21 protein-coding genes are annotated in these 23,635 nt (G+C 49.3%); 1 reads left to right on the forward strand and 20 read right to left on the reverse strand.

From position 1 onward, the window contains the following. Positions 1-6: 6 nt before the first annotated feature. The 3 genes from lpdA to GIW82_RS02555 form a co-directional block, all read right to left on the reverse strand. Positions 7-1,434: a dihydrolipoyl dehydrogenase gene (lpdA, locus tag GIW82_RS02545; protein ID WP_154748348.1), complete on the reverse strand. Its 1,428-nt coding sequence runs from the start codon at positions 1,432-1,434 to the stop codon at positions 7-9. Positions 1,435-1,614: 180 nt separating this feature from the next. Then, the gene (locus tag GIW82_RS02550) at positions 1,615-2,709 is read right to left on the reverse strand and encodes a Leu/Phe/Val dehydrogenase (RefSeq protein ID WP_154748349.1); all 1,095 of its coding nucleotides are present in this window, start codon (positions 2,707-2,709) and stop codon (positions 1,615-1,617) included. Between the two features lie 194 nt (positions 2,710-2,903). Beyond that, positions 2,904-4,949: a sigma-54 interaction domain-containing protein gene (locus GIW82_RS02555; protein WP_154748350.1), complete on the reverse strand. Its 2,046-nt coding sequence runs from the start codon at positions 4,947-4,949 to the stop codon at positions 2,904-2,906. Between the two features lie 125 nt (positions 4,950-5,074). Here GIW82_RS02555 and GIW82_RS02560 point away from each other — a divergent pair, with 125 nt between their 5' ends. Beyond that, on the forward strand, positions 5,075-5,308 hold the full coding sequence (locus GIW82_RS02560) for a DUF2627 domain-containing protein (RefSeq protein WP_154748351.1): 234 nt from the start codon (positions 5,075-5,077) through the stop codon (positions 5,306-5,308). A gap of 68 nt (positions 5,309-5,376) precedes the next feature. Here the strand turns inward: GIW82_RS02560 and spo0A are convergent, their stop codons facing one another. The 17 genes from spo0A to GIW82_RS02645 form a co-directional block, all read right to left on the reverse strand. Beyond that, positions 5,377-6,114, reverse strand: a complete 738-nt coding sequence (spo0A, locus tag GIW82_RS02565; RefSeq protein ID WP_154748352.1) for a sporulation transcription factor Spo0A — start codon at positions 6,112-6,114, stop codon at positions 5,377-5,379. 22 nt (positions 6,115-6,136) lie between these two features. Then, positions 6,137-7,843, reverse strand: coding sequence for a DNA repair protein RecN (gene recN / locus GIW82_RS02570; RefSeq protein WP_154748353.1), 1,707 nt, complete (start codon positions 7,841-7,843; stop codon positions 6,137-6,139). 17 nt (positions 7,844-7,860) lie between these two features. Continuing rightward, positions 7,861-8,310 (reverse strand): transcriptional regulator AhrC/ArgR, encoded by a 450-nt coding sequence (ahrC, locus tag GIW82_RS02575; protein ID WP_154748354.1) that lies wholly within the window; start codon positions 8,308-8,310, stop codon positions 7,861-7,863. Positions 8,311-8,395: 85 nt separating this feature from the next. Next, positions 8,396-9,232, reverse strand: coding sequence for a TlyA family RNA methyltransferase (locus GIW82_RS02580; RefSeq protein ID WP_154748355.1), 837 nt, complete (start codon positions 9,230-9,232; stop codon positions 8,396-8,398). Beyond that, the gene (dxs, locus tag GIW82_RS02585; RefSeq protein WP_154748356.1) at positions 9,229-11,130 is read right to left on the reverse strand and encodes a 1-deoxy-D-xylulose-5-phosphate synthase; all 1,902 of its coding nucleotides are present in this window, start codon (positions 11,128-11,130) and stop codon (positions 9,229-9,231) included. The genes GIW82_RS02580 and dxs overlap by 4 nt, the downstream gene beginning before the upstream one ends. 95 nt (positions 11,131-11,225) lie before the next feature. Then, positions 11,226-12,110, reverse strand: a complete 885-nt coding sequence (locus GIW82_RS02590; RefSeq protein ID WP_154748357.1) for a polyprenyl synthetase family protein — start codon at positions 12,108-12,110, stop codon at positions 11,226-11,228. Beyond that, the gene (gene xseB, locus GIW82_RS02595; protein WP_154748358.1) at positions 12,107-12,337 is read right to left on the reverse strand and encodes an exodeoxyribonuclease VII small subunit; all 231 of its coding nucleotides are present in this window, start codon (positions 12,335-12,337) and stop codon (positions 12,107-12,109) included. The genes GIW82_RS02590 and xseB overlap by 4 nt, the downstream gene beginning before the upstream one ends. Next, on the reverse strand, positions 12,330-13,691 hold the full coding sequence (gene xseA / locus GIW82_RS02600) for an exodeoxyribonuclease VII large subunit (protein ID WP_154748359.1): 1,362 nt from the start codon (positions 13,689-13,691) through the stop codon (positions 12,330-12,332). Before xseA ends, xseB begins: the two co-directional genes overlap by 8 nt. Positions 13,692-13,758: 67 nt before the next feature. Then, positions 13,759-14,631 (reverse strand): bifunctional methylenetetrahydrofolate dehydrogenase/methenyltetrahydrofolate cyclohydrolase FolD, encoded by an 873-nt coding sequence (folD, locus tag GIW82_RS02605; RefSeq protein ID WP_370455967.1) that lies wholly within the window; start codon positions 14,629-14,631, stop codon positions 13,759-13,761. Positions 14,632-14,647: 16 nt separating this feature from the next. Next, positions 14,648-15,037, reverse strand: a complete 390-nt coding sequence (nusB, locus tag GIW82_RS02610) for a transcription antitermination factor NusB (protein ID WP_154749562.1) — start codon at positions 15,035-15,037, stop codon at positions 14,648-14,650. Between the two features lie 1,109 nt (positions 15,038-16,146). After that, positions 16,147-16,542, reverse strand: a complete 396-nt coding sequence (locus GIW82_RS02615) for an Asp23/Gls24 family envelope stress response protein (protein WP_154748360.1) — start codon at positions 16,540-16,542, stop codon at positions 16,147-16,149. A gap of 12 nt (positions 16,543-16,554) precedes the next feature. Continuing rightward, positions 16,555-17,907 (reverse strand): acetyl-CoA carboxylase biotin carboxylase subunit, encoded by a 1,353-nt coding sequence (gene accC, locus GIW82_RS02620; RefSeq protein ID WP_154748361.1) that lies wholly within the window; start codon positions 17,905-17,907, stop codon positions 16,555-16,557. A 16-nt stretch (positions 17,908-17,923) separates the two neighbouring features. After that, the gene (accB, locus tag GIW82_RS02625) at positions 17,924-18,427 is read right to left on the reverse strand and encodes an acetyl-CoA carboxylase biotin carboxyl carrier protein (RefSeq protein ID WP_154748362.1); all 504 of its coding nucleotides are present in this window, start codon (positions 18,425-18,427) and stop codon (positions 17,924-17,926) included. A gap of 139 nt (positions 18,428-18,566) precedes the next feature. Continuing rightward, on the reverse strand, positions 18,567-19,124 hold the full coding sequence (gene efp, locus GIW82_RS02630; RefSeq protein WP_154748363.1) for an elongation factor P: 558 nt from the start codon (positions 19,122-19,124) through the stop codon (positions 18,567-18,569). Positions 19,125-19,137: 13 nt separating this feature from the next. Then, a complete protein-coding gene (locus tag GIW82_RS02635; protein WP_304608888.1) occupies positions 19,138-20,208 on the reverse strand; it encodes a M24 family metallopeptidase in 1,071 nt (356 codons plus the stop codon). Next, positions 20,205-20,645: a type II 3-dehydroquinate dehydratase gene (gene aroQ, locus GIW82_RS02640; protein ID WP_154748365.1), complete on the reverse strand. Its 441-nt coding sequence runs from the start codon at positions 20,643-20,645 to the stop codon at positions 20,205-20,207. The genes GIW82_RS02635 and aroQ overlap by 4 nt, the downstream gene beginning before the upstream one ends. Before the next feature lie 105 nt (positions 20,646-20,750). Then, positions 20,751-23,309, reverse strand: a complete 2,559-nt coding sequence (locus GIW82_RS02645) for a vitamin B12-dependent ribonucleotide reductase (protein WP_154748366.1) — start codon at positions 23,307-23,309, stop codon at positions 20,751-20,753. Positions 23,310-23,635: the final 326 nt, after the last annotated feature.

A 23,635-nucleotide genomic window follows, 5' to 3' on the forward strand; every position in this document is an offset into this window, starting at 1 on the left:
TCCTCCTTAGTTGTGAATCGCTTTTCCATCGACTGCAAGTGCTGCTTCGCCGATGACTTCCGATAGGGATGGGTGTGGGTGAATTGTATCTGCCACTTCCCAAGGTGTTGCATCCAATACCATCGCCAGACCCGCTTCGGAAATCATATCCGTCACGTGAGGCCCGATCATATGGACGCCGAGAATATCGTTCGTCTTCTTGTCAGCGATGATTTTCACGAAACCATCAGACTCACCGTAGACGAGTGCTTTCCCGATCGCTTTGAAACTGAATTTACCCGTCTTCACTTCGAAGCCACGCTCTTTCGCCTGGTCTTCTGTAATGCCGACGCTTGCCGCTTCTGGACTTGAGTACACACAGCGGGAAACGTTTTCATAAGCGATTGGCTCCGGCTTGCCGCCATGGATGTGCTCGACCGCTTTGATGCCTTCGTGTGAAGCGACGTGTGCCAGCTGAAGTCCACCGATGACATCACCGATTGCGTAAATGTGGGATTCTTTCGTCTGGAAGGTGTCTTTCACTTTGATGAAGCCTTTTTCGATCTCGATATCTGTGTTCTCGATCCCGATGTTTTCGACGTTCGCCTGACGGCCGACAGAAACGAGCATCTTCTCCGCTGAAAACGATTTCTTTTCACCATTCATTTCGGCTTGGATCGTCACGCCGTCTTTGCTAGTTTCAAGCGTATCCGCCAAAACTTTTGCATTAACTGCAAAGTTGACGCCTTTTTTCTGCAGAAGCTTCTGCATCTCTTTCGAAACGTCTTTATCTTCAGTCGGTAGAATGCGGTCTGCGTATTCGATGACCGTCACTTCTACACCGAAATCGTTCAACATGGATGCCCACTCGATTCCGATCACGCCACCACCGACGATGATCATCGATTTCGGCAATTCTTTCATTTCAAGCGCTTCGTCTGAACTCATGACGAATTCGCCGTCGATCGTCAAACCAGGCAATGTCCGTGGACGTGAGCCTGTCGCAACGATGACGTTGTTCGGGATCAGCATTTCGTTCTCTTCACCGTTCGCCAGCTCGACCGAGATCGTTCCTGGGTTCGGAGAGAAGATGGAAGGTCCGAGAATTCTGCCGATGCCGTCGTACACATCGATCTTTCCTTTCTTCATCAGCCCTTGAACGCCGGCGTGCAAACCGTCGACTACGCTTTGCTTGCGCTTTTGGACTTGAGTGAAATCAAGTGAAACATCACCTGTGATAACACCGAAGTCTGCCGCTTTATGTTTTGCCGTCGCAAATACTTCCGCACTTCTAAGAAGGGCTTTGCTCGGAATACAGCCTTTATGTAAACAAGTGCCGCCAAGCTTCCCTTTTTCAACGATCGCCGTCTTCAAGCCCAATTGAGCTGAACGGATCGCAGCGACGTATCCGCCGGTACCGCCTCCAAGAATGACTACATCATAGTTTTGAGCCATCATCAACACTCCTTCTATTCAATCTTTCTTACTATCACATACAACTACAGCTCTCCATAAAAACAGCGGATGCAGAATTGATTCCAGATCCTGCTTCAGTCGGCAAGGGAGTGAAAAATCCATTCTGCATTCGCTTGTTTGTTAGGTTGCTGGCCGGAACCGGTCGCCCGGTTCAAGCGATCAGCGTCTGCTTAAGATGTCGTGTCCGTTCGTCAAGAATTGCTTTCTTGATTTTGCCATGCGTGCAATGCGTTCTTCAGCCATACGCTCAGCAGCGATGTAGCTTGGTACACTGTCACGTTTTGAAATAGCGAAGATCCGTGTGATGCTGTCATAGATCGTTTCAACGCGCTTCATCGCACGCTCATTGTTGTAGCCGTACAATTCATCCGCTACGTTGATTACGCCGCCTGAGTTGATGACGAAATCCGGAGCATATACGATGCCGCGTGCTTCAAGCTCATCACCGTGACGGTCTTCTTTCAATTGGTTGTTCGCTGAACCAGCAACAACTTTCACTTTCAATTGAGGGATCGTCTCGTCGTTGATGATCGCGCCCATCGCACATGGTGCGAAGATATCCGCTTCTTGTGAGTAGATCGCATCCGGTGCAACAGCTGTAGCACCGAAATCATTGACTGCACGGTCGACAGAATCTTGGTTGATGTCCGTAACGATCAATTCAGCGCCTTCTTCGTGAAGGTACTTACATAGTGTGTAGGCAACGTTCCCGACACCTTGGACTGCGACTTTCTTGCCTTTCAGGGAATCATCGCCGAACGCTTCAAGCGCTGCAGCTTTCATTCCGATGTAGATGCCGTATGCAGTGACCGGAGATGGGTTTCCTGAAGAACCGAATGCAGGAGAGATTCCTGTCACGTAGTCTGTTTCTTCGTGGATCAAGTCCATGTCTGCAACTGTCGTCCCGACATCTTCTGCAGTGATGTAGCGGCCGTTCAAGCCTTGGATGTAGCGGCCGAATGCACGGAACATCTCTTCATTCTTATCTTTACGTGGATCACCGATGATGACCGTTTTACCGCCACCCAGGTTCAAGCCTGCTGCTGCGTTTTTGTATGTCATGCCTCTTGCAAGACGGATTGCATCTTCAATGGCTTCTTCTTCTGTTTCATAGTTCCACATGCGCGTCCCGCCAAGTGCCGGACCGAGAGTTGTGTCATGTATGCAAATGATGGCCTTCAGACCAGAAGTTTTGTCTTGGCAAAATACCAATTGTTCATAATCGTGTTGTTCCATGCTTTTGAAGATTTCCATTAAAATTACCTCCCGAATTATGTTGAGACTCCGATTCGTCTCATGAGTTCATCAGTTTCGTAAATCTTAAATTGTTTCTCTCTCTATTAAAGCAGATAAAACATAAAATAATAAGAAGTGAAAGCGCTTTATTGACATTAAAAGTAATTAAACCATGCAAATTATTGCAAAACCATGCAATGATTTGCATATCCTCACATTAAGCCATATTTCTCTAATTTGTAATACAGTGTCCGGAGTGAAATTTGTAATTGTTTGGCAGTCCTGGACTTGTTTCCGTCATGCTGTTTGATCGCCTGCTGCAAAATACTGCGCTCCAAACTGTCCATTTGCTCCTGGAGTGGCAACGTCGGCTCCACAAGCAGACCATTCCGGCTGTTCTGTCCTTGCAGCATGTTTTTCGGGATATGCTCTTCAGTCAGCATCGAATCATTGACGTTCATGAAGATCATCGCGCGTGACAGGACGTTCTCAAGCTCCCGCACGTTCCCCGGCCAATCATACACCCGGAGCAATTGCAGCGCCTTGTCCGTCACTTCGACAACATTGCGCCCATACTCCTGGTTCAGCTTCATCAGTAGGCGGTTGACCATCGACGGAATGTCTTGCTTACGGCTCCGGAGCGGTGGAATCAAGATCGGCATCCGGTTGAGCCGGTAATACAAGTCCTCGCGGAACCTTCCTTCAAGCAATGCCTTCTCCATATTGGCATTTGTCGAAGCAATGACCCGCACATTGACTGGGATCGGTTTCGTCCCGCCGATGCGGACCGTTTCATGCTCCTGCAGTACACGCAGCAACTTGCTTTGCACGTGCGCGCTCAACTCGCCGATCTCATCGAGGAAAATACTGCCGTTATTCGCTTCCTCGAACATGCCTTTCTTCTCTCCTGTTCGCACATCTTGCAGTGCGCCTTCCTCATAGCCGAACAATTCACTTTCAAGTGATTCCTCCGACAATGCCGCACAGTTGACCCGCACGAACTTGTCGAATTTCCGCTCACTGGCACTATGGATGGCATGTGCGAACAGTTCCTTACCAGTTCCGGACTCTCCGCGCAGTAGCACGGTGACATGCGTTTCAGCCGCGAGCTTCGCCTGTTGCAGCGACAATTGCGCTTCAGCCGAATCTCCAGCGATGTCCTCGAATGTGTACTTCGTTTCGAGTGTCCGGATGATCGAACGTGCCCGGTCGAGCTCTTTCATCAATGAATGGATTTCAGTCGTGTCATGAATGACGCCGACACTTCCTTTTAGCCGGTCATCAACGATGATCGGCGCGACGTTAACGATGACTTCGCGGTTCGCCGGTCCAACTTTCAAGTTGACACCCCGGACAGGCTTACGCGTCTGTAGCGCCTTCAAGTGCATACTTTCCCCTTCGGAAATATCGGCAGTGGCCGGCTTCCCGAGTACATCTTCCATCTCGAGTCCCGTCAAACGTGTGTATGCGGGGTTCACAAGAATGCCCATGCCGTCTTCATCGACGACTGATATGGCATCGTCACTGGAAGAAATGATGGCTTCGAGCATCGTCTGGATCTCTTTCAAATCGGTGATTTCTTCAGCCAGCGCCATGATGTCCGAAATATCTTTGAAAACGGAAAAGGCACCGATCGTCTCACCATGCTCATCGATCATTGGAAAACGTGATGCGACGATCTTCAATTTGTTCTGCAGCTCAAGCTCCCGGTTCAGTTCGGGCTTGCCTGTCTCAAAAATACGCGGCAGCTCACTGGAAGGGATCAAATCATGGATGGCCCTGCCCATCGCATCCTCTTCATCGACACCGAGCATGCGGAGCGCACTGCGGTTGACGAACATGACTTCGCCGTGCCGATCGATTCCGACCATCCCTTCTTCGATGGAATCGAAAATGATCCGCTGCTTATGGCCTTCTTCACTGAATCTCGTGATGTAATGTTCCTTTTCGTGGAGGAGCCTGACGAGCACATTGGCGATGCTTCCCGGGATGATGACGGTCTGTTCGGAAAAGTGTCTCGTCAATTGCCCGTGCACTTGTTTGTTGCCAGTGACATCGAAGACGATATCGATTTGTGTGGAATCGAATGAACGGAAATCCCGCGATGTCTCCACACCGTTCTTAAGCGCAATTCCGATCGCCGGCGCATCATCCCGGATGTCCGCAACGCCAGAAACATGCAGGTAGTCAGATTCCAGCAACAACCGCAAAATTGCGGTTCCTCCGCCCCCTCCACCTATAATCAAAACGTTTTGCAATTTTCTTCAAACCCCTTTTTCACTTTCTGCAACATCTTGCATAATACAAGCGTACATCAGCAGCGATTTCTTGACAACTCCTATTCTTTTCGCAACAATATACTTATAGAAGGAGTGGAATTGGATTGGGTCGTTTACTCGCATTTATTGTCCTGCTGATCCCGGGCATCATGGCTGCATATGGAATTAAATTGACGCGTGATACATTGTTCAATGAATTGATTTCACCGTTTCCGGCTTTATGGCTGCAATTTGTCGTTGGTGTCATTTTCGTCGTCATCGGCATCGGATTCTTTGCAGGCTTCCTTTTGAATAGAGACCGTAAAAAAGGCACAGTGTCTGAGAGGTTCCAAAAATAAAAAAGTTGCCCGACCTTCATCATTCATGACGGTTGGGCAACTTTTTTCATTCACTGACAGAGATGTTGTCATTTCTTGTGCTTGATGCTATCGACTGCCATCGCGATGAAGCGGGAATTCGAAGGCTTCGAAGCCAAGCGGTCATCGCTGTAGCTGAATGCTGCGGCGATTGTCTCGATCTCTTCATTCTTCCAAACAAGATCGATTGCATGCCGGATAGATCGTTCCACACGCGTCGCTGTTGTACTGTACCGATCCGCGACTGCCGGATAAAGCCGTTTCGTTATTTTCTCCAAAAAGCTTTCGTCTTCATGGACGAACGTGATGGCCTGCTTCAAATAAGTAAACCCCTTGATATGAAGCGGAATGCCGACAACACGCAGGAGCTCGACCACTTGTTCTTCGATGGTTCCTGTTTTCACCTCATTCTCTGAACCGGTCAAATGATTGATTTGCTTAATCAAATATTCGAGCTCGAACGGCTTCATCAAAAAATACGATGCTCCGTACTCCGCTGCGCGCTGCATGATTGCTTCCTGACCGAACGCTGAGAGCATGATGACGTGTATTTCATTCGAAGCAGCCTTTTCCTTGATGCTGTCCAATACAGCGATGCCATCAAGGTAAGGCATGATAACATCAAGGATCAAGACGTCGATATCGACATTTTCGATCACCTCCATGCAAGCTCTTCCGTTGTATGCAGTGGCGACAACTTCCATATTCGGTTGCAGATTGATGTACTCTTCCATCAAACTGACCAATTCTCTATTGTCGTCCGCCATTGCGATTTTCGTTGTTCTCATAAAAAGTTCCCCCAGTTCGCATCTATCGGTTCGTCTCCATCGCGCGCTTCCGGTCTTTTGCCAGTGCCAATAATTCACTTGCATGCTGGAGCGTCAAGTCCGTGATTTCTGCACCGGACATCATCCTGCTCATTTCTTCGGTCCGTTCTTCGCCATCCAATTCGCTGACAGCTGTCGTGGTCCTTTGTTTTTCAACATGCTTTTCGATGAATAGATGCTGATCTGCCATGGCTGCGACAGGTGGAAGGTGGGAGATACATAACACTTGCGAATTCATTGAGATGGCTGCAATCTTATCGGCAATTGCCTGAGCGACGCGGCCGCTCACTCCGGTATCCACTTCGTCGAAGATAATCGAAGTGATGCCTTGGTGTTTGGAGAAGATGGTTTTCAACGCGAGCATCGTGCGTGAAAGTTCCCCGCCAGATGCGACTTTCGCAAGCGGCTTGAGCGGTTCCCCCATATTCGTTGAAATAAGGAACGATACACTTTCCCGTCCGTTCGCATCGAACTTCTCTGCAGCGAGTGGTGTGAATTGCACCTCGAATGAAGCTTTCTCCATATAGAGAGCTTTCAGCTGCTCCATGATGGCAGCTGACAGATCTACTGCTGCTTGCTTCCGTAGTATCGAGAGCTCTTCCGCTTCGACTTTCAGGTCTTCCGCCAATTCGTTGAGCTTTTCCTGATCAAGCTGAAGTCGTTTATCCCGGTTCAGCAATTTATCGAGCTCTTCGGACTGTTGCTCCGCATAAAGTAAGATTTCTTCGACGGAAGATCCGTATTTCCGCTTCAGTGTCTGAAGTTGTGCGAGCCGGTCCTCGATTTCATTGAGACGGGCCGGGTCAAACTCCATGACATCGATCATACGCTTGATTTCTGCTGCGCTATCCTGAAGTTGATAGAAAGCTGAAGATACCACTTCCGCAGCCGATTTGAATTCCTCATCCACAGCTGCAGCCTGATCCAGTTCGTCCATGGCGCTTCCAACCCAGTCCAAGCCTTTCGTTTCGCCTTGGATCGCTTCATGTGCTGCAGCGATCGACGAGTAGATCTTATTGAAGTTTTGAAGGCGCTTCCGTTCTGCCTGCAATTCCTCTTCTTCCCCGGCAATCAGCCCGGCTTCCTCGATTTCCCGCAATTGGTACGAAAGCAGATCGATGCGCTGGGCGATCTGCTGCTCGTTTTCATTATAAGATGAAAACTCCCGCTTCAATTTCATATATTTGTTATACGTATTGGCATAGCTTTCCTTCGGCTTTTTCAGCGACTCCCCCGCAAATTGATCCAGGAGGAAAAGATGCTTACGTTCATTCATCAATTCCTGCGTTTCATGCTGCCCATGAATATCGATCAAGGTCGCACCAATTTCACGCAAAATCGAAATGGTGACCAGCTTGCCATTGATCCGGCAAACGTTCCGCCCTTTTTCATTCAGCTCACGTCGGAGGACGATATCCCCCTCCGACGATTCGATGCCGAATTCCGTCAGCTTTCGGAACACCGGATGAAGTGGGTCATCGATCGTGAAAAGTCCTTCGATTTCCGCCTTCTTGGAACCGTGGCGGATAAACTCCTGGCTTCCCCGTCCACCAGCTAAAAGATGGACGGCGTCGATGATAATCGACTTTCCGGCACCCGTTTCACCTGTCAGTACGGTCATGCCTTCTGAAAAACTGACGGATAATGTGTCGATAATGGCAAAGTTGCGGATGTCCAGTTCTCGAAGCATATCATTCCCTCATTCCATTAAAGCATTTCGATCAAACGTTGTTTTAGTACGTCACAGTCTTCGGTCTTTCTGCAGATGATCAAACATGTATCGTCTCCGCAAATCGTCCCTAAAATCTCTTCCCAGTCCAGATGGTCGATCAATGAACCGATGGCATGCGCATTCCCTGGCAACGTTTTCATGACAAGGAAATGGCTCGCGCCGTCGATTGAAACGAACGCATCCGTCAACGCCCGGTGCAATTTTTGCATCGGGTTGAAGCGCTGGTCAGCTGGAAGGCTATATTTGTAACGTCCATCCTGCAAAGGTACTTTGACAAGGTGCAATTCCTTGATATCACGCGAAACGGTCGCTTGTGTCACTTCGTACCCTGCTGCTTTCAATAAATCGACTAACTCGTCCTGCGTCTCGATTTCGCGTCTGGAAATTAAGTCACGGATTTTGATATGTCGCTGTCCTTTATTCATAAAAGGCCTCCTGTAGTGAATAATTATTCTATATGCTTTATATCGTACCTTTTCTTTGCTTCAAATACAACATAAAAACACACCCCTAAGGATGTGTTTTTAGTTGCTTATGTGCTTCGGAGACGATTTGCGCGGCTCCTTCTGCGGTAATGCCTTCGATCGTTTCAATCTCTTCAGCGGAGCGCAGGTGGAAAAGGAATTCAATATTGCCTTCTCCGCCCGTAATCGGTGAAAACGTCATGGTCTTCACATGGAAGCCCGCTTTCGTCGCGTAATCCGCAACATCGAGCAATACTTGTTTGTGGACCTTCGGATCACGGACGATCCCTTTTTTCCCGATCTGCTCACGCCCTGCCTCGAATTGAGGTTTCACGAGTGCGATGACGTCCCCGCCTGGCACGATGACGGTCTTCAAAACTGGTAAAATGATCCGGAGCGAAATGAAAGACACATCGATGGTCGCGAATTCAGGGAGTCCTTCGGTGAAATCTTCCGGCTTCGAGTGCCGGAAATTGGTGCGTTCCATGACCGTGACACGTTCATCTTGTCTAATCTTCCAGGCTAACTGGTTGTACCCGACGTCCAGCGCATAACAATGCACAGCACCGTTTTGCAATGCACAATCCGTGAAGCCTCCTGTGGAAGACCCGATATCGAGCATCAATTTGCCATCGACGGAAAGATCAAAATCAGCTAATGCCTTCTCCAGCTTCAAGCCGCCGCGACTAACATAACGCGAGCCGCCGCCTTTCACATGAAGCTGCGCATCCACTGCGATTTTCTCGCCTGGCTTATCGAGACGCAGATCACCGGCATAGGCAAGCCCAGCCATGATCGCACGTTTCGCTCCTTCACGCGTTTCGCAGATGCCCTGCTCCACAAGCAGGACATCCACACGCTCTTTTTTCACTTTATCCGTCATGCGTTCCGTTCAACTTTCCCCGTCTTTTGGACAAGCTTAGAAGCTGCCTGCACGACATGCTCGCTGTTAAAATCAATTTCATCAAGCAGCTCAGAAACCTCGCCGTGCTCGATGAAGTGATCCGGTAATCCGAGACGTTCAACGACGACATCGTGGTAGCGGTTGTCATGAATGAACTCCAACACAGCGCTGCCGAATCCGCCTTGTAGAATCGCTTCTTCAATCGTGATGATCGGTACGTTCCGCTGCATGATGTCATGAAGCATCGCTTCGTCCATCGGTTTGATGAAACGCGCGTTGACAACTTCTGCAGAGATGCCGAGGTTCTCAAGTTCCCCAGCTGCTTGAAGCGCCATCGGAATCGTCGTTCCGAATGTTAGGATGACTACGTCTTCACCTGGTTTCAACACTTCCCATGAACCGATCGGCAGTGCCGTCAATTCTTCGTCCATCGGTACGCCTAGTCCGTTGCCCCGCGGATAACGTAGTGCGATCGGGCCGGCATTGTAATCGATAGCAGTCTTCACCATGTGTTGTCCTTCATTTTCGTCTTTCGGCATCATGATGACCATGTTCGGCAAATTGCGCAGGAAGGCAATATCGAATACACCTTGATGGGTTTCCCCGTCCGCTCCAACAAGTCCCGCACGGTCGATTCCGATGAAGACGTTCAGTTTTTGACGTGCTATATCGTGGACGACTTGGTCGTACGCACGCTGCAGGAATGTCGAGTAAATCGCCAGGAATGGCTTCATCCCTTGAGTCGCCAGGCCAGCCGCCATCGTTGCAGCATGCTGCTCGGCGATTCCGACATCAAACATACGGTCCGGGAATTCGGATGCAAACCCTTCCAGTTTCGAGCCGACTGGCATCGCAGGTGTAATCGCGACGATGCGCTCATCTGTGCGCGCCATCTTACGAACGGTCTCTGCGACAAGCCCGCTCCAGGAAGGTGCTTTCGATGAGGACTTCACTAGGTCTCCAGTATCGATTTTGTATGGGCCAGTTCCGTGCCAAATGCCGATCTTGTCTTGCTCAGCAGGGAGGAAGCCTTTCCCTTTTTTCGTCAAGACGTGCAAAAGCACCGGTCCATCTATTTTCTTCGCATAGCGGAGGTTGTTCTCGAGATCTTCAAAATCATGTCCGTCAATCGGGCCAAGATATGTGAATCCAAGCTCTTCAAAGAAGACGCCGCTGACAAGCAAGTATTTCAAGCTGTCTTTCACGCGTTCTGCCGTGTCTGCAAGCTTACCACCGACAGCTGGAATTTTCCGCATCAAATACTCAAGGTCATCTTTCGCTTTGTTGTACTTGCCTGCTGTACGCAAACGGCCGAGGACGTTATGCATCGCGCCAACGTTCGGTGCAATCGACATTTCGTTATCGTTCAAAATGACGATCATGTTCGTTTTCTCGGAACCGATATGGTTCAATGCTTCGAAAGCCATCCCACCCGTTAATGCACCGTCTCCGATAATCGGGATGACATGACTGTCTTCTTTCTTCAAGTCGCGGGCTGCCGCCATCCCCATCGCTGCCGATAAGGAAGTGGAGCTATGTCCCGTCTCCCATACATCATGGTCGCTCTCATCACGTTTCGGGAAACCACACAGTCCCTTATGCTGGCGAAGCGTGTCGAATTGATCCGCTCGTCCCGTCAAGATTTTATGGACATACGACTGGTGCCCTACATCCCAAATCATTTTGTCGGCCGGTGAATCGAATACACGGTGAAGTGCGATCGTCAGTTCAACCACACCCAGGTTCGGACCGATATGGCCGCCTGTTCTCGACAAATGTTCAATCAAAAATCTTCGGATATCTTCACTTAAAAGAGAAAGCTGGTCTTCATCCAGCTCTTTTACGAAAGATGGACTAGTAATCGTTCGAAGATCCATTGCCATCACACACCTTTAAAAATTATTTGGTTATCTCATACAGATGGTTCTATTATATCAATTGATGGCCAATGCACAAATAGGAGCACTGCAAATCAGTTTTTTCTATTGACAATCAGCTGGGTCAATTGTTCCAGACGTTCCTGGTTGCCCCCGATCTCACGCAGTGCCGCCATCGCTTCGGCCGCATGGTGATCCAGTTTTTCCTGTGCACCTGACAAGGTCAACAAACTTGGATACGTGCTTTTTTCACTCGATTCGTCTTTGCCGGCAGTTTTTCCGAGTTCTTCGGAAGTTCCTGTGACATCCAGAATATCATCTTGGATCTGGAAAGCGATTCCGATATGGCGGCCGAATTTGCTGTATGCTACCATCTGTTCAGGCGTCGCCTCACCGAGAATCGCACCAGCAAGAATACTGAACGTCAGCAATGCACCCGTCTTCAAGCGGTGTACTTGCTCAAGTTCAGCCAATTCCAGCTGCTTTTCTTCCCCTTCGATATCGAGCACCTGCCCGCCGACCATTCCTTCAGCACCTGCTGACAGACTCATCAAGTCGATCAATCGGATTTTATCAACGCTCGAGACATGCTCAAGACGTGCGATGATACCAAAACTATAAGTTAATAATGCATCTCCTGCAAGTATTGCGACTGCTTCGCCAAACACCTTATGGTTCGTCGGCATACCGCGGCGCAAGTCATCGTCATCCATGCTCGGCAAATCATCGTGTACGAGTGAGTACGTATGAATCATTTCGATCGCTGCAGCAACGCGGTAAGCGTCGTCATGTTCTTTCTCGAGTCCTTCAAGCACTGCGAGGAGAAGTAGCGGACGGATGCGCTTGCCACCAGCCTGCAGAGAATAGTGCATCGATTCCTTCAAGGACATCGGAATCTCCAGCTGCTGGATCAACAATGCCAATTGTTCCTGGATCATGATTTCTTTCGTCTTCCGGAAATCACTAAGCGTCACGGTCATTGTTCTTCACCTGCCCCGTCTGCAATCGTTCCTTCCGCATCATTCATCATCGTCACCAATTGCTTTTCTGCACTTTGCAATTTGCCGTGGCAGATTTTCGATAATTCCATTCCCCGCTGATATAGCGTCAACGCTTCTTCAAGCGGGACATCCCCTTGTTCCAATTGACGGACGATTTCTTCCAATTGTTCCATTGCTTCGTTGAATAAAATCTCTTTTTCAGCCATCATTCGGTTCTCCTTTATGTTCGAAATTGATCTCTGTCACTTTTGCATGGACATTCCCGTCACTCATGCGGATCGTCAGTTCATCATCTACATTGAGCGCCGCCGCTTTGTTGATGACTTGCTCATTCTGATACGTAATGGAGTAGCCGCGGTCCATGATTTTCAGTGGACTGAGCGCATCGAGCGTTCTCATCGCGGACGACAACGCCTGCGCATTCGTCCGGAATGTGTTTTGTGTTAAAAATTCCAGGCGACCAGCGAACCGGCGCACATCCGCTTCCGCTTTTGCGATGCGGTCTCGGGGGATGCGGCTCTGCAATTGACTTTCCAGCCGTGTAAACCGGTCTTTCCGGCGCATCAACTGTTGTCCCACTTCCCGCTGGAGTGATTCATCAGCACGATTGATACGCTCGATAAACGGCCGGTAAAGGCGTTCCGGGTACGCAAGCGGATAGGAATCCTGCAAGCGCTTGAGCGAACGACGTTCATCCGTGATTTTTGATGCGGTCAAACGATACAGAACTGTTCTTGCATTCATCAGCCGGTTCATCAATTCTCCACGGTCAGGCACTGCGAGTTCTGCTGCTGCTGTCGGCGTCGCCGCTCTCAAGTCTGCGACAAAATCCGCAATCGTCGTATCTGTTTCGTGTCCGACTGCCGAGATGATTGGAATCGCTGACTGGAAAATCGCACGTGCCACTTGCTCTTCGTTGAACGCCCATAAATCTTCGATGGAGCCGCCTCCACGTCCGACAATTAAGACGTCGAAGTCGTTGCGGTTTGCAGCTTCGATTGATTTAACGATATCTTTGCCAGCTTCTTTCCCTTGCACGAGCGTCGGGATGAGCACGACTTCCGACAGCGGATAACGGCGTGAAAGCGTCGTCAAGATATCGCGCACAGCTGCCCCGGTCTGTGCCGTCACGACTGCAATGCGCCGCGGGAATCGCGGGAGCTGTTTCTTATGCTGCGGTGCGAAGAGCCCTTCCTGCTCGAGCTTCTTCTTCAATTGTTCGAACGCCAGGTAGTAATCCCCGATGCCGTCAGCTTGCATGGACTGTGCATACAGCTGATACTGCCCGCTCGATTCGTACACATTGACGTCTCCGCGGATCAATACGGTCATGCCGCTTTCCGGACGAAATTTGACGTTTTTCGCAGCAGTCGCGAACATCACACCCGGGAGCCTTGAAGATTGGTCTTTCAAGGTGAAGTAAATATGGCCGCTCGTATGGATTTTGACGTTGGAAAGCTCCCCTTTTACGTAAACGTCACGCAAGTGGGGGTCCGCATCGAATTTCTTTTTTATGTATTTGGTTAATGCTTTTACGGAAAGGTACGGATCGGCTGTCAATTTCTCAACCCCATTCTAAAATAAAAAGCTGTCTTTCTCACGAAAAACAGCTCTATCCGAACTTATTTTACATGGAAACGGACGGTTTGTCTTTCGGTACTCCTCGTTCCGCTGATAGAAGTGTGTTTTCCATCAGCATCGCGATGGTCATCGGACCGACTCCGCCTGGCACCGGCGTAATATAGGATGCTGTCTCGAAAACTGCGTCAAAGTCGACATCGCCGCACAATTTCCCTTGTTCATCACGATTCATGCCGACATCGATGACGACAGCGCCCGGTTTGATGTATGATTCATCGAACATCTTCGCCTTGCCGATTGCAGCGATCAAAATATCCGCCTGTTTCGTGAAGGATTTCAAATCATTCGTTTTCGAATGGCAATATGTAACGGTCGCGTCCTTTTGCAGCAATAATTGTCCGATCGGCTTGCCGACGATATTGCTGCGGCCGACGACGACTGCGTGCTTGCCTTTCGGATCGATGCCATAAAACTGGAGCATCTTCATGATCCCATGCGGCGTACACGGCAGAAATGTATCATTCCCGATCATCATATTGCCGATCGAGACAGGATGGAATCCGTCGACGTCCTTCTCCGGAGAGATGGCATTGATGACTTTGAATTCATCGATATGGGATGGAAGCGGCAACTGGACGAGAATGCCGTGGATTTCAGGATCATTGTTCAATTCAGTAATCACTTCTAGTAATTCCTTTTCTGTCAATGAAGCAGGATATTGCCGTAAATCAGAACGCATGCCAAGTGCCTCACACGTTTTCTTTTTGTTATTTACGTATGTCAACGACGCTGGATTGTCACCGATAATGATGACCGACAGACCAGGCACGATTCCCTGTCCGATCAATTCCTCCACGCGCCATTTGATGCTTTCCTTGATCTTTCCACTTACTTCTTTACCGTCAATGATTGTTGCCACATGAACCCCTCCACTATTAGTTTGCTAGTTCGTCATTGAATTTCGATAGTACACCGTTCACAAAACGGCTCGACTTGTCGTCGCCATATGTCTTACTTAATTCGATCGCTTCGTTCATGATGACGCGCCCAGGTGCATCTTGCATGTAGACGAGCTCGAATACTGCCATGCGCAGAATCGTCCGCTCAATCTTCGGCAGGCGGTCCAGTGTCCAATTTTCAAGGTGCCTTTTCAAGCGCTCATCGATCGCGGCCATGTTCGTGAATGTGCCGTGTACGAGCAACTCGTAAAACGAATCAGTCTCACCGTCCATGATGTGGTCGGCTGCTTGTTCGATTGACATTTCCGTACCTTCTATTTGAAAAAGCGTCTGCAGGGCTTTTTCTCTTGCTTCGTGTCGTTTCAACATTTTGCAATCTCCTTTTCACTGCTGATATTTGTTTATTATACAGGGAATAGCAGTGAAGTTCCATGTTTGTAATGTTCGGATAACACAAATGGGTGAAGGAAGTTCAGGGCGATTGGTGTGTGGGGAGTGAGCGGGGCGTAGTGTCAGTATCCGCTGCGTCGCTTCGGACAGGGCTCCCGTGATAAGCCGAGCTGAAGAACGCTCGTCTTATCACTCCGCCCAGTCCAAACCAGCTTCTCCGCTTTGGGTGTGGGTGAAGTGGTAGAGAGGAATCATTGGCATTTCATTCTATGTGATGGTGTTGGGATGAATGTTCAGGCGGCTGACTGCGTAGGCCGCTGTGGTTCTAATTTGGTGAGTCGCAGGGTGAAATCAGTTATCGCAAAGGAGACCTCTTTTTACGTCAGAAGGACAAAAATAGGCATAGTTTTTACCTCTATTTTGAAATTTGCGGGATTTCCGGCTCGAATAACAGGAATTTTTACCTTTATATCGTGGAAAGTCGTTCAATTTGCCATCTACGGAGCTAATAAGGGTATTTTTTACCCTTATTAGCTCTCATTTTGCTCATTCCTTCAAGATAAGAGGAATTTTTACCGTTAAGTGAAAGTACCGTAAATGGTACAGCACCACTCATGCCAGCGCGGGATACGACTTTGCAACTTGAGGTGAGGCGTGTATGTTTGACTCGCCTGTTTTCAGGTACCAAGAAAAGTATTCCCGACTCAATCCAGAATGAGCATGAAATATGAACTCATTCACTACTGTGTGAGAACTTCTGCCTGACAGCGACGATGGCTGCTATGCTTCGATTATCCAAATCTTCAACATTCTATACCTTCCCCCTTCTCGAAGGAGCTGAGCCGGAATGGAAGAGCGAGCACGCTGGAGAATCAGAGTAGTGACGAGACCCCGCAGGTCGTCTTAGCGACCGAGGAGGCTCGGCGCTGCTCCTCTAGCGTGTGAAGCTCTGGAATGCAGGTCAGCCAGTTTCTAGTTAACTCATTCACCACAGGAAGAAAACTCTGTCACTCAGATCAGCCAGACTACTTTCAAAAAATAGAAAAACGGCAGAAACATGAACGTTCCTGCCGTTTCACTATTCATTATTCGCCTTGCTGCGCATCAAAACGGATGCCTGTGATGTGGACGTTCACTTCCCGTGTGTGAAGTGATGTCATATTCTCAAGCGTCTGGCGGACTTGCTCTTGGATTTTCAGTGCTGTCTGTGGAATGGAAACGCCATAATCCACGACGCAGTAAATATCGACTGCAAGGCCGTCTTCCATCGATTCCGTTTTGACGCCTTTGCCATGGACGGTTTTGCCGAGACGTTCAGCTACACCAGAAGCGAAGTTCCCACGCATGCTTGCGACACCGCTGATTTCGGATGCGGCAATGCTTGCGACGATTTCCAGCACTTCCGGCGCCACTTGGATCATCCCGAGCTGCTGGGAACCATTTGATTCCACTTGCACGTATGGGGCTGATTTTTCTGCCATCGTAATCCTCCTTTACTCTTGTTCCATCACATTATAAAGTTCAAGGAATTTCGTATTGAAATCACCTGATTTGAAAACTTCATTGTCCATGAGTCGAAGATGGAACGGAATTGTCGTAAAGACGCCTTCGATCGCAAATTCTTCCAACGCACGTTTCATTTTCGCAATGGCTTCGTCACGTGTTTCACCGTAAGTGATCAGTTTCGCGACCATTGAGTCGTAATATGGCGGGATGGAATAGCCTGGGTAGACTGCGGAATCGACGCGGACGCCGAGACCGCCCGGAGGCAAGTACATTTTCACTTTACCTGCTGAAGGCATGAAGTTCTTCAGCGGGTTTTCAGCATTGATGCGGCACTCGATGGACCAGCCTTTGAACTCGATCTCGTCTTGTTCAAATGCTAACTTCTCACCAGAAGCGACTTTCAACTGCTGTTTGATCAAGTCAATGCCAGTGATCATTTCTGTCACTGGGTGCTCGACTTGGATACGTGTGTTCATTTCCATGAAGTAGAATTTCTGGTTGACTGCATCGAAAATGAATTCGACCGTGCCGGCACCGCGGTAGTTTACAGCAAGTGCAGCTTTTACTGCAGCATCACCCATCTGCGCACGGATCTCTGGTGTCAACGCCGGTGATGGCGCTTCTTCCACGAGCTTCTGCATGCGGCGCTGGATCGAGCAGTCGCGCTCACCGAGGTGAACTGCGTTGCCGTGTGTGTCTGCAAGTACTTGGATTTCCACGTGGCGGAAGTCCTCGATGAATTTTTCGATGTAGACGCCTGGGTTACCGAAAGCGGCAGCCGCTTCTTTCTGCGTCATGCGAAGGCCTGTGATGAAGTCTTCAGGTGTCCGTGCAACACGGATCCCTTTGCCGCCTCCACCAGCAGTCGCTTTGATGATGACCGGGAATCCGATCCCTTCTGCGACTTTCATGCCTTCTTCTTCGTTCGCAACGATGCCTGTCGAGCCTGGTACGACCGGTACGCCCGCTTCACGCATTGTTTCGCGTGCAACGTCTTTCGTCCCCATCTTGGAGATGGCTGCAGCAGTCGGACCGATGAACGTGATGCCGCATTCTTCACAGAGCTCTGCGAAGTCCGCGTTCTCCGCCAGGAATCCGTATCCCGGGTGAATCCCGTCACAGTTCGTTAGTTTCGCGACAGAAATGATGTTCGAGAAGTTCAAGTAGCTGTCTTTGGAAAGTTTCGGTCCGATACAATATGCTTCGTCCGCTAATTCAACGTGAAGCGCTTCTTGATCCGCTTCGGAATAGACGGCAACCGTTTCGATACCCATCTCTTTACAAGCACGGATAATCCGGACTGCAATTTCTCCGCGGTTCGCGATCAATACTTTTTTCATTAGTAAGCCCCCTTCCTCAATTAATTTTTACGAGGAAGAGCGGCTGGCCATACTCGACAAGCTGACCATCTTTCACAAGCACTTCAGCGATTTCCCCGTCCACTTCTGCTTCGATTTCATTGAATAGTTTCATCGCTTCAACGATACAAACGATTTGAGCGGCTTTCACTTGCGTACCTGCTTGCACGTAAGCCGGCTCTTCCGGTGATGGGGACTGGTAGAAAGTTCCGACCATCGGAGAAAGGATTTTATGTAGATTTTCCTGTTCAGCAAGGGATGCAGCTGGCACTTCTTCCGTCGCAGCCACTTCTGGTACAGCGGCTGGCGCTGGCGCAGCTGGTGATGGTGCTGCTGGTGTACTTGCTTGAGGTGCCTCAGTAACTGCAGGTGCTTCAACCACACTCGTAGATCCTTGTTTTTTCTTCAATTTAACTTTCGTACCATCCTCTTCGAATGTGAATTCATCAATTGATGAATGATCGATGAGTTTAATGATTTCTCTAAGTTCTTGGATTTTCAATGGAACCTTCTCCCTTTGTATGTAATTTTGAATGCGTCTCTACCAGTTTAGACGTTTTCCGATGATTTTGAAACCTCTCAAGTAAAACAACTGCCGAAAAACTGAACTTCCAGCTTTTCGGCAGCCTCTCTCCCCACCATCATGCGCGGGAAACGTAAGAAGCGTCTGTTGTATTGATGACCAATTTGTCCCCTTCGTTGATGAAGAATGGAACTTGGACTACGAGGCCGGTCGAAAGTGTTGCCGGTTTCGAACCGCCACTTGCTGTATCCCCTTTAATCCCTGGATCCGTTGCAACGACTTCAAGTTCAACCGAGTTCGGCAATTCCACACCAAGTACTTCGCCTTGGTACTGGATCACTTGCACTTCCATGTTTTCCTGAAGGAACTTCAGCTCATACTCGATGCTTTTTTCCGGTAGTTCGATCTGGTCGTATGTTTCTGTGTCCATGAATGCGTGGGAATCTCCATTCGCGTACAAGTACTGCATTTTGTTGTTGTCGATCTGTGCTTTCGCGACTTTCTCGCCGGCACGGAATGTTTTCTCGTTGACGTTACCTGAACGCAAGTTGCGCAGTTTCGAACGGACGAATGCCGCACCTTTGCCCGGTTTTACGTGCTGAAATTCCATGACGCGCCAAATATCGCCGTCCACTTCGATCGTTACGCCTGTTTTAAAATCGTTTACAGAAATCATATTAGTTCCTCCGTTATGTTAAGATGCGTAGCTCTTTACTGGAATGAGTAAGACGCTCATTCCCGCTCTCCGTAATCAGTATATCATCTTCTATACGCACTCCGCCAACTCCCGGCAAATAGATGCCCGGTTCGACTGTTACAGCCATGCCCGGCTCGAGTTTCGTCTCCGAACGGAATGAGAGTCCTGGCGCTTCGTGGACTTCCATACCAATGCCATGCCCCGTCGAGTGACCGAATGCTTCTCCGTAGCCTTTTTCCTTGATGTAATCGCGTGTGGTCGCGTCCGCTTCGATGCCTGTCATGCCCGGTCCGATTTTCTCGACGCCGAGTTCCTGCGCCTTCAGGACGATGTCGTATACTTCCTTCATTTTCTCGGAAGGTTCGCCGACTGCAACCGTGCGTGTGATGTCGGAAATGTAGCCTTGGTACAATGCGCCGAAGTCCATCGTCACCATGTCGCCAGTTTCAATGACTTTATCCGTCGCCACACCATGTGGCAGTGCAGAACGGATGCCGCTTGCGACGATGATGTCGAATGATGAAGAAGTCGCGCCTTGCTTACGCATGTAAAATTCCAGTTCGTTCGAAACTTCCAGCTCCGTCATGCCCGGTTTGATGAACGTACAGATGTATTCGTATGTGTCATCCGCGATTTTCGCTGCAGCCTTCAGGATTTCGATCTCTTCCGGAGTCTTGAACATGCGGATCTTCTCGATGATGCCGCTCACTGGTGTAAGCTCTGCTTCGAACAGCTCTTCATATTGCTTGAATGCCGTGTACGTGACATGGTCTTGTTCGAATGCGACTGACTTGATATCAAGCTTACCTGCTTGTGCTGCGACTTCTTGTGAAAGTCCTTTGTCCGCCTGGATGACATCGAAGCCGACCGCTTGCTTGCCTGCTTGCTCTGTGTAACGGAAATCGGTGATGAACAATGCATAGTCTTTCGTCACGAATGCCATACCTGAACTGCCTGTAAAGCCTGTGATGTAGCGTAAATTGTATGAGCTTGTGATAAGCAGTGCTTCAAGCTCCTGTGCTTGCATTTCTTCTCTTAATTTCTGGAGTTTCAACCTATTCATCCTCTCTTCTGTTTAAGCAACAATGCCTGTAGCGCCAATTGATAAACGTCCTGGCCGAATCCGGAGATCTGTCCGGCAGCCACAGGGGCTATGTATGAATGATGCCGGAATTCCTCCCTTTTGTAAATGTTCGAAATATGCACTTCGATGACCGGTGTGCGGATCGAAGCGATGGCATCTCGGATTGCGACACTCGTATGTGTGTATGCCCCAGCGTTCAAGACAATGCCATCGAGTCCGCGGTCATCTGCCTGCTGGATCCAATCGATCAAGTCTCCTTCTTGATTGGATTGCCTGCAGTCCAATTCCACTCCTTGGCTGAACGCGTACGTCCGCAGCTCCTCTTCTAGCTCCGCGAGCGTGAATGTCCCGTAGGATTCCTTTTCACGCTTGCCCAACCGGTTTAAGTTGGGTCCATTCAAACATAGAACATGCATCCCGTCGACTCCTCTCCTTTTGAGTTCTTTATTATTTTAGCATATCAGACTATTTTGCAAACACAAAAAAGCGGAGCTTATTAGCTCCGCTTTTTGAACAATCTTTTATAGTCCGCACTTCAGCTGTGCGTTACAGTTCGTACATGTGTTACAACCGCCCATTTCTTCGACTGTTCCTTTACGGCACACCGGACAAGTGTCGCCGACTTCCGAACCGATCGTGACATTCGTCGAACGTAGATCCTGGATCGTATCGATCAGGACGATCGGCCGTTTCGTCGCGACTTCTTCCTGCGGCTTGTCGTCGAACGTGTTCTCTTCTGCTTTCAGTGTCAATACTTGTGAATCGCGGCTGCCGTCAACGTAGACCGTACCGCCTTTCGCTCCACCTTTGTATAGACGTTGATAAACACCTTCAACTTGCTCGACTGTGTAGCCTTTTGGCGCATTAACAGTCTTCGAGATTGAAGAATCGATCCAGCGCTGGATGATGCACTGCACATCTGCGTGCGCTTCCGGCGATAGCTCCATTGAAGTGACAAACGCTTTTGGCAAGTTGTCTTCGTCAGCCTCCGGATTGTTCGCCAAGTAATCTTTGACGATGTCCGCTTTCACTTCGATGAATTTCCCTAGGCGTCCACTGCGGTAGTACGTGAACGAGTAGTACGGCTCAAGGCCAGTCGATACGCCGACCATCGTACCCGTAGAACCTGTCGGAGCAACTGTCAGAAGGTGCGAGTTGCGAATACCATTCTCAAGGATCGATTCGCGGATCGCTTCAGGCATGCCTTTCATGAAGCCTGTTTCCGTGAATGCTTTACGAAGTGCAGCTGTCTCTTCATCCGTCGATCCTTCTAGGAACGGGAAGCTTCCGCGCTCTGTAGCAAGCTCTGTTGATTGTTCGTAAGCTGCGACTGCGATTGTTTCGAATACTTTATCGACAAGCGCGTTTCCTTCTGGGGAACCGTATTCCTTGTCGCTGTATATCAACAAGTCTGCAAGACCCATGACGCCAAGTCCTACGCGGCGCTCACCAAGTGCTTGGATGCGGTTTTCTTCCAGGAAGTACGGAGTCGCGTCGATGACGTTATCTTGCATGCGGACACCTGTACGAACGGTTTCTTTCAATGCTTCGAAGTCCACTTGCTTCGTGACAGGGTCAGCGAATTGTGCCAAGTTGACCGCCGCCAAATTACAGACGGAGTTTGGTGCCAGTGGCTGCTCACCACAAGGGTTCGTTGCAACGACTTTTTGGCCGTATGCTGTCGCGTTCGTTTTGTCGTTCGCATTATCGATGAAGAAAATGCCTGGCTCAGCCGAATACGTCGCACAGACGTTGATCAAGTTCCAAAGATCACGCGCTTTGATCGTGCGGTATGTGCGAACGCCGAAGCCCATCGCTTCCCATTCACGCACGTCGCCGACTTCGTGCCACTTCTCGTTGTAGATCGCCATCTCTTCCGGTGTATACGTCTCGACAGCCGGGAAACGAAGATCGAAGTCTGCATCGTTCTCCACAGCTTGCATAAAGTCATCCGTCAATGTGATGGAAATGTTCGCACCTGTCAGGAATTCTTCGTTATGGACCGAATAAGTTCCACCATCACGCAATTTCGTCTCGGCATCATTCATGATGCGTTCGTTGAATCCGCCCATGCCAGGAATCGTGCGGTAGTTCAAGATTCCTTGATACATCGCTTCTTCTTGCTCGGACAATTTCTTGAACTTCAATTTTTCGTTCGCTAGCTTCTTAATCATTTCGTCGTTTGTGTTTTCCACCAAGTAGCGAAGGATACGTGGGTTTTGCATCTTCGAGATGATGAATTCCGCGATATCCGGATGCCAGTCTGCAAGCATGATCATCTGGGCTCCGCGGCGTGATCCACCTTGCTCTACAAGATGTGTCAATTTCGCGATGTCGTCCAGCCATGAAACGGAACCAGATGATTTGCCGTTAACACCACGTGCCAGCGTGTTGCGTGGACGAAGAGTCGAGCCGTTCGTTCCGACGCCGCCGCCGCGGCTCATGATTTCCATGACTTGTTTGCGGTGATCTGAAATGCCTTCGCGTGAATCAGCCACGAATGGCATGACGTAACAGTTGAAGTACGTAACGTCCGTGTCTGCGCCCGCTCCGTATAGGACACGGCCAGCCGGGATGAACTTCAAGCTGACAAGCTGTTCGAAAAACTTCTGGAACCATTCTTTGCGTTTGTCTTCCGTCTTCTCTACAGCTGCAAGTCCGGTCGCATTGCGTTTTGCAACTTGCTCGTAGAAGACTTCCAGTGGCTTCTCGATGACATCCAGCGAGCGCGTCACGATGCCTGTCTCCAAATCTTTCGCATTGTCGATCGCGGAGCGGTAATCCTCTTCGATCCAGATATCCGCCTTGCCTGCATTCCGGTCGACCGAAACGATATAGCCGAGCCCACGTGCCGGGAATTTCGGATCTTCCTTGACCGTCAGGACGACGAAATCACCCGGTTTGAGTGTTTTCTTTTCCGTATCCTTGAACGCATACCGGTCGATCATGACCAGTCGGGAAACCCCTTTATGTGTGATGTTCATATCTTCTGTAATCGGATGGACTTGGGGGAATTTCCCGATATCCTCGTTGAGTTGGTGAATGTTCAATTGGTAAGATGAGTGCTTTATGATCGTCATGAAGAATTCCTCCTTGTATTTTGGAAATGGAGTTGACACTATATATAGTATATATACGATTCCCATCATACTATATATTGAAACATTATCAAATGCTAAAAATCTGCGGGTACTCATGCCTTTCAGTGTCTAACCCTTGTCACATCGACACTTGTGCGATGCATTCTGGTTAAAAAATAATTTGAAGTCACTTCGCTTGCATTTTTGTTGTCTCACCAGAATATTAGGACCCCATATGTATCGCGGTTTCAATAAGTTGTCTAACTTGTCTGGTCTGTCAAAAAAACCTGAAAATCGGCGTTCTGCCGCCGCAGCGGGCAAGTTTT

The organism is Planomicrobium sp. YIM 101495, from assembly GCF_009707665.1.
GTDB lineage: Bacteria > Bacillota > Bacilli > Bacillales_A > Planococcaceae > Planococcus.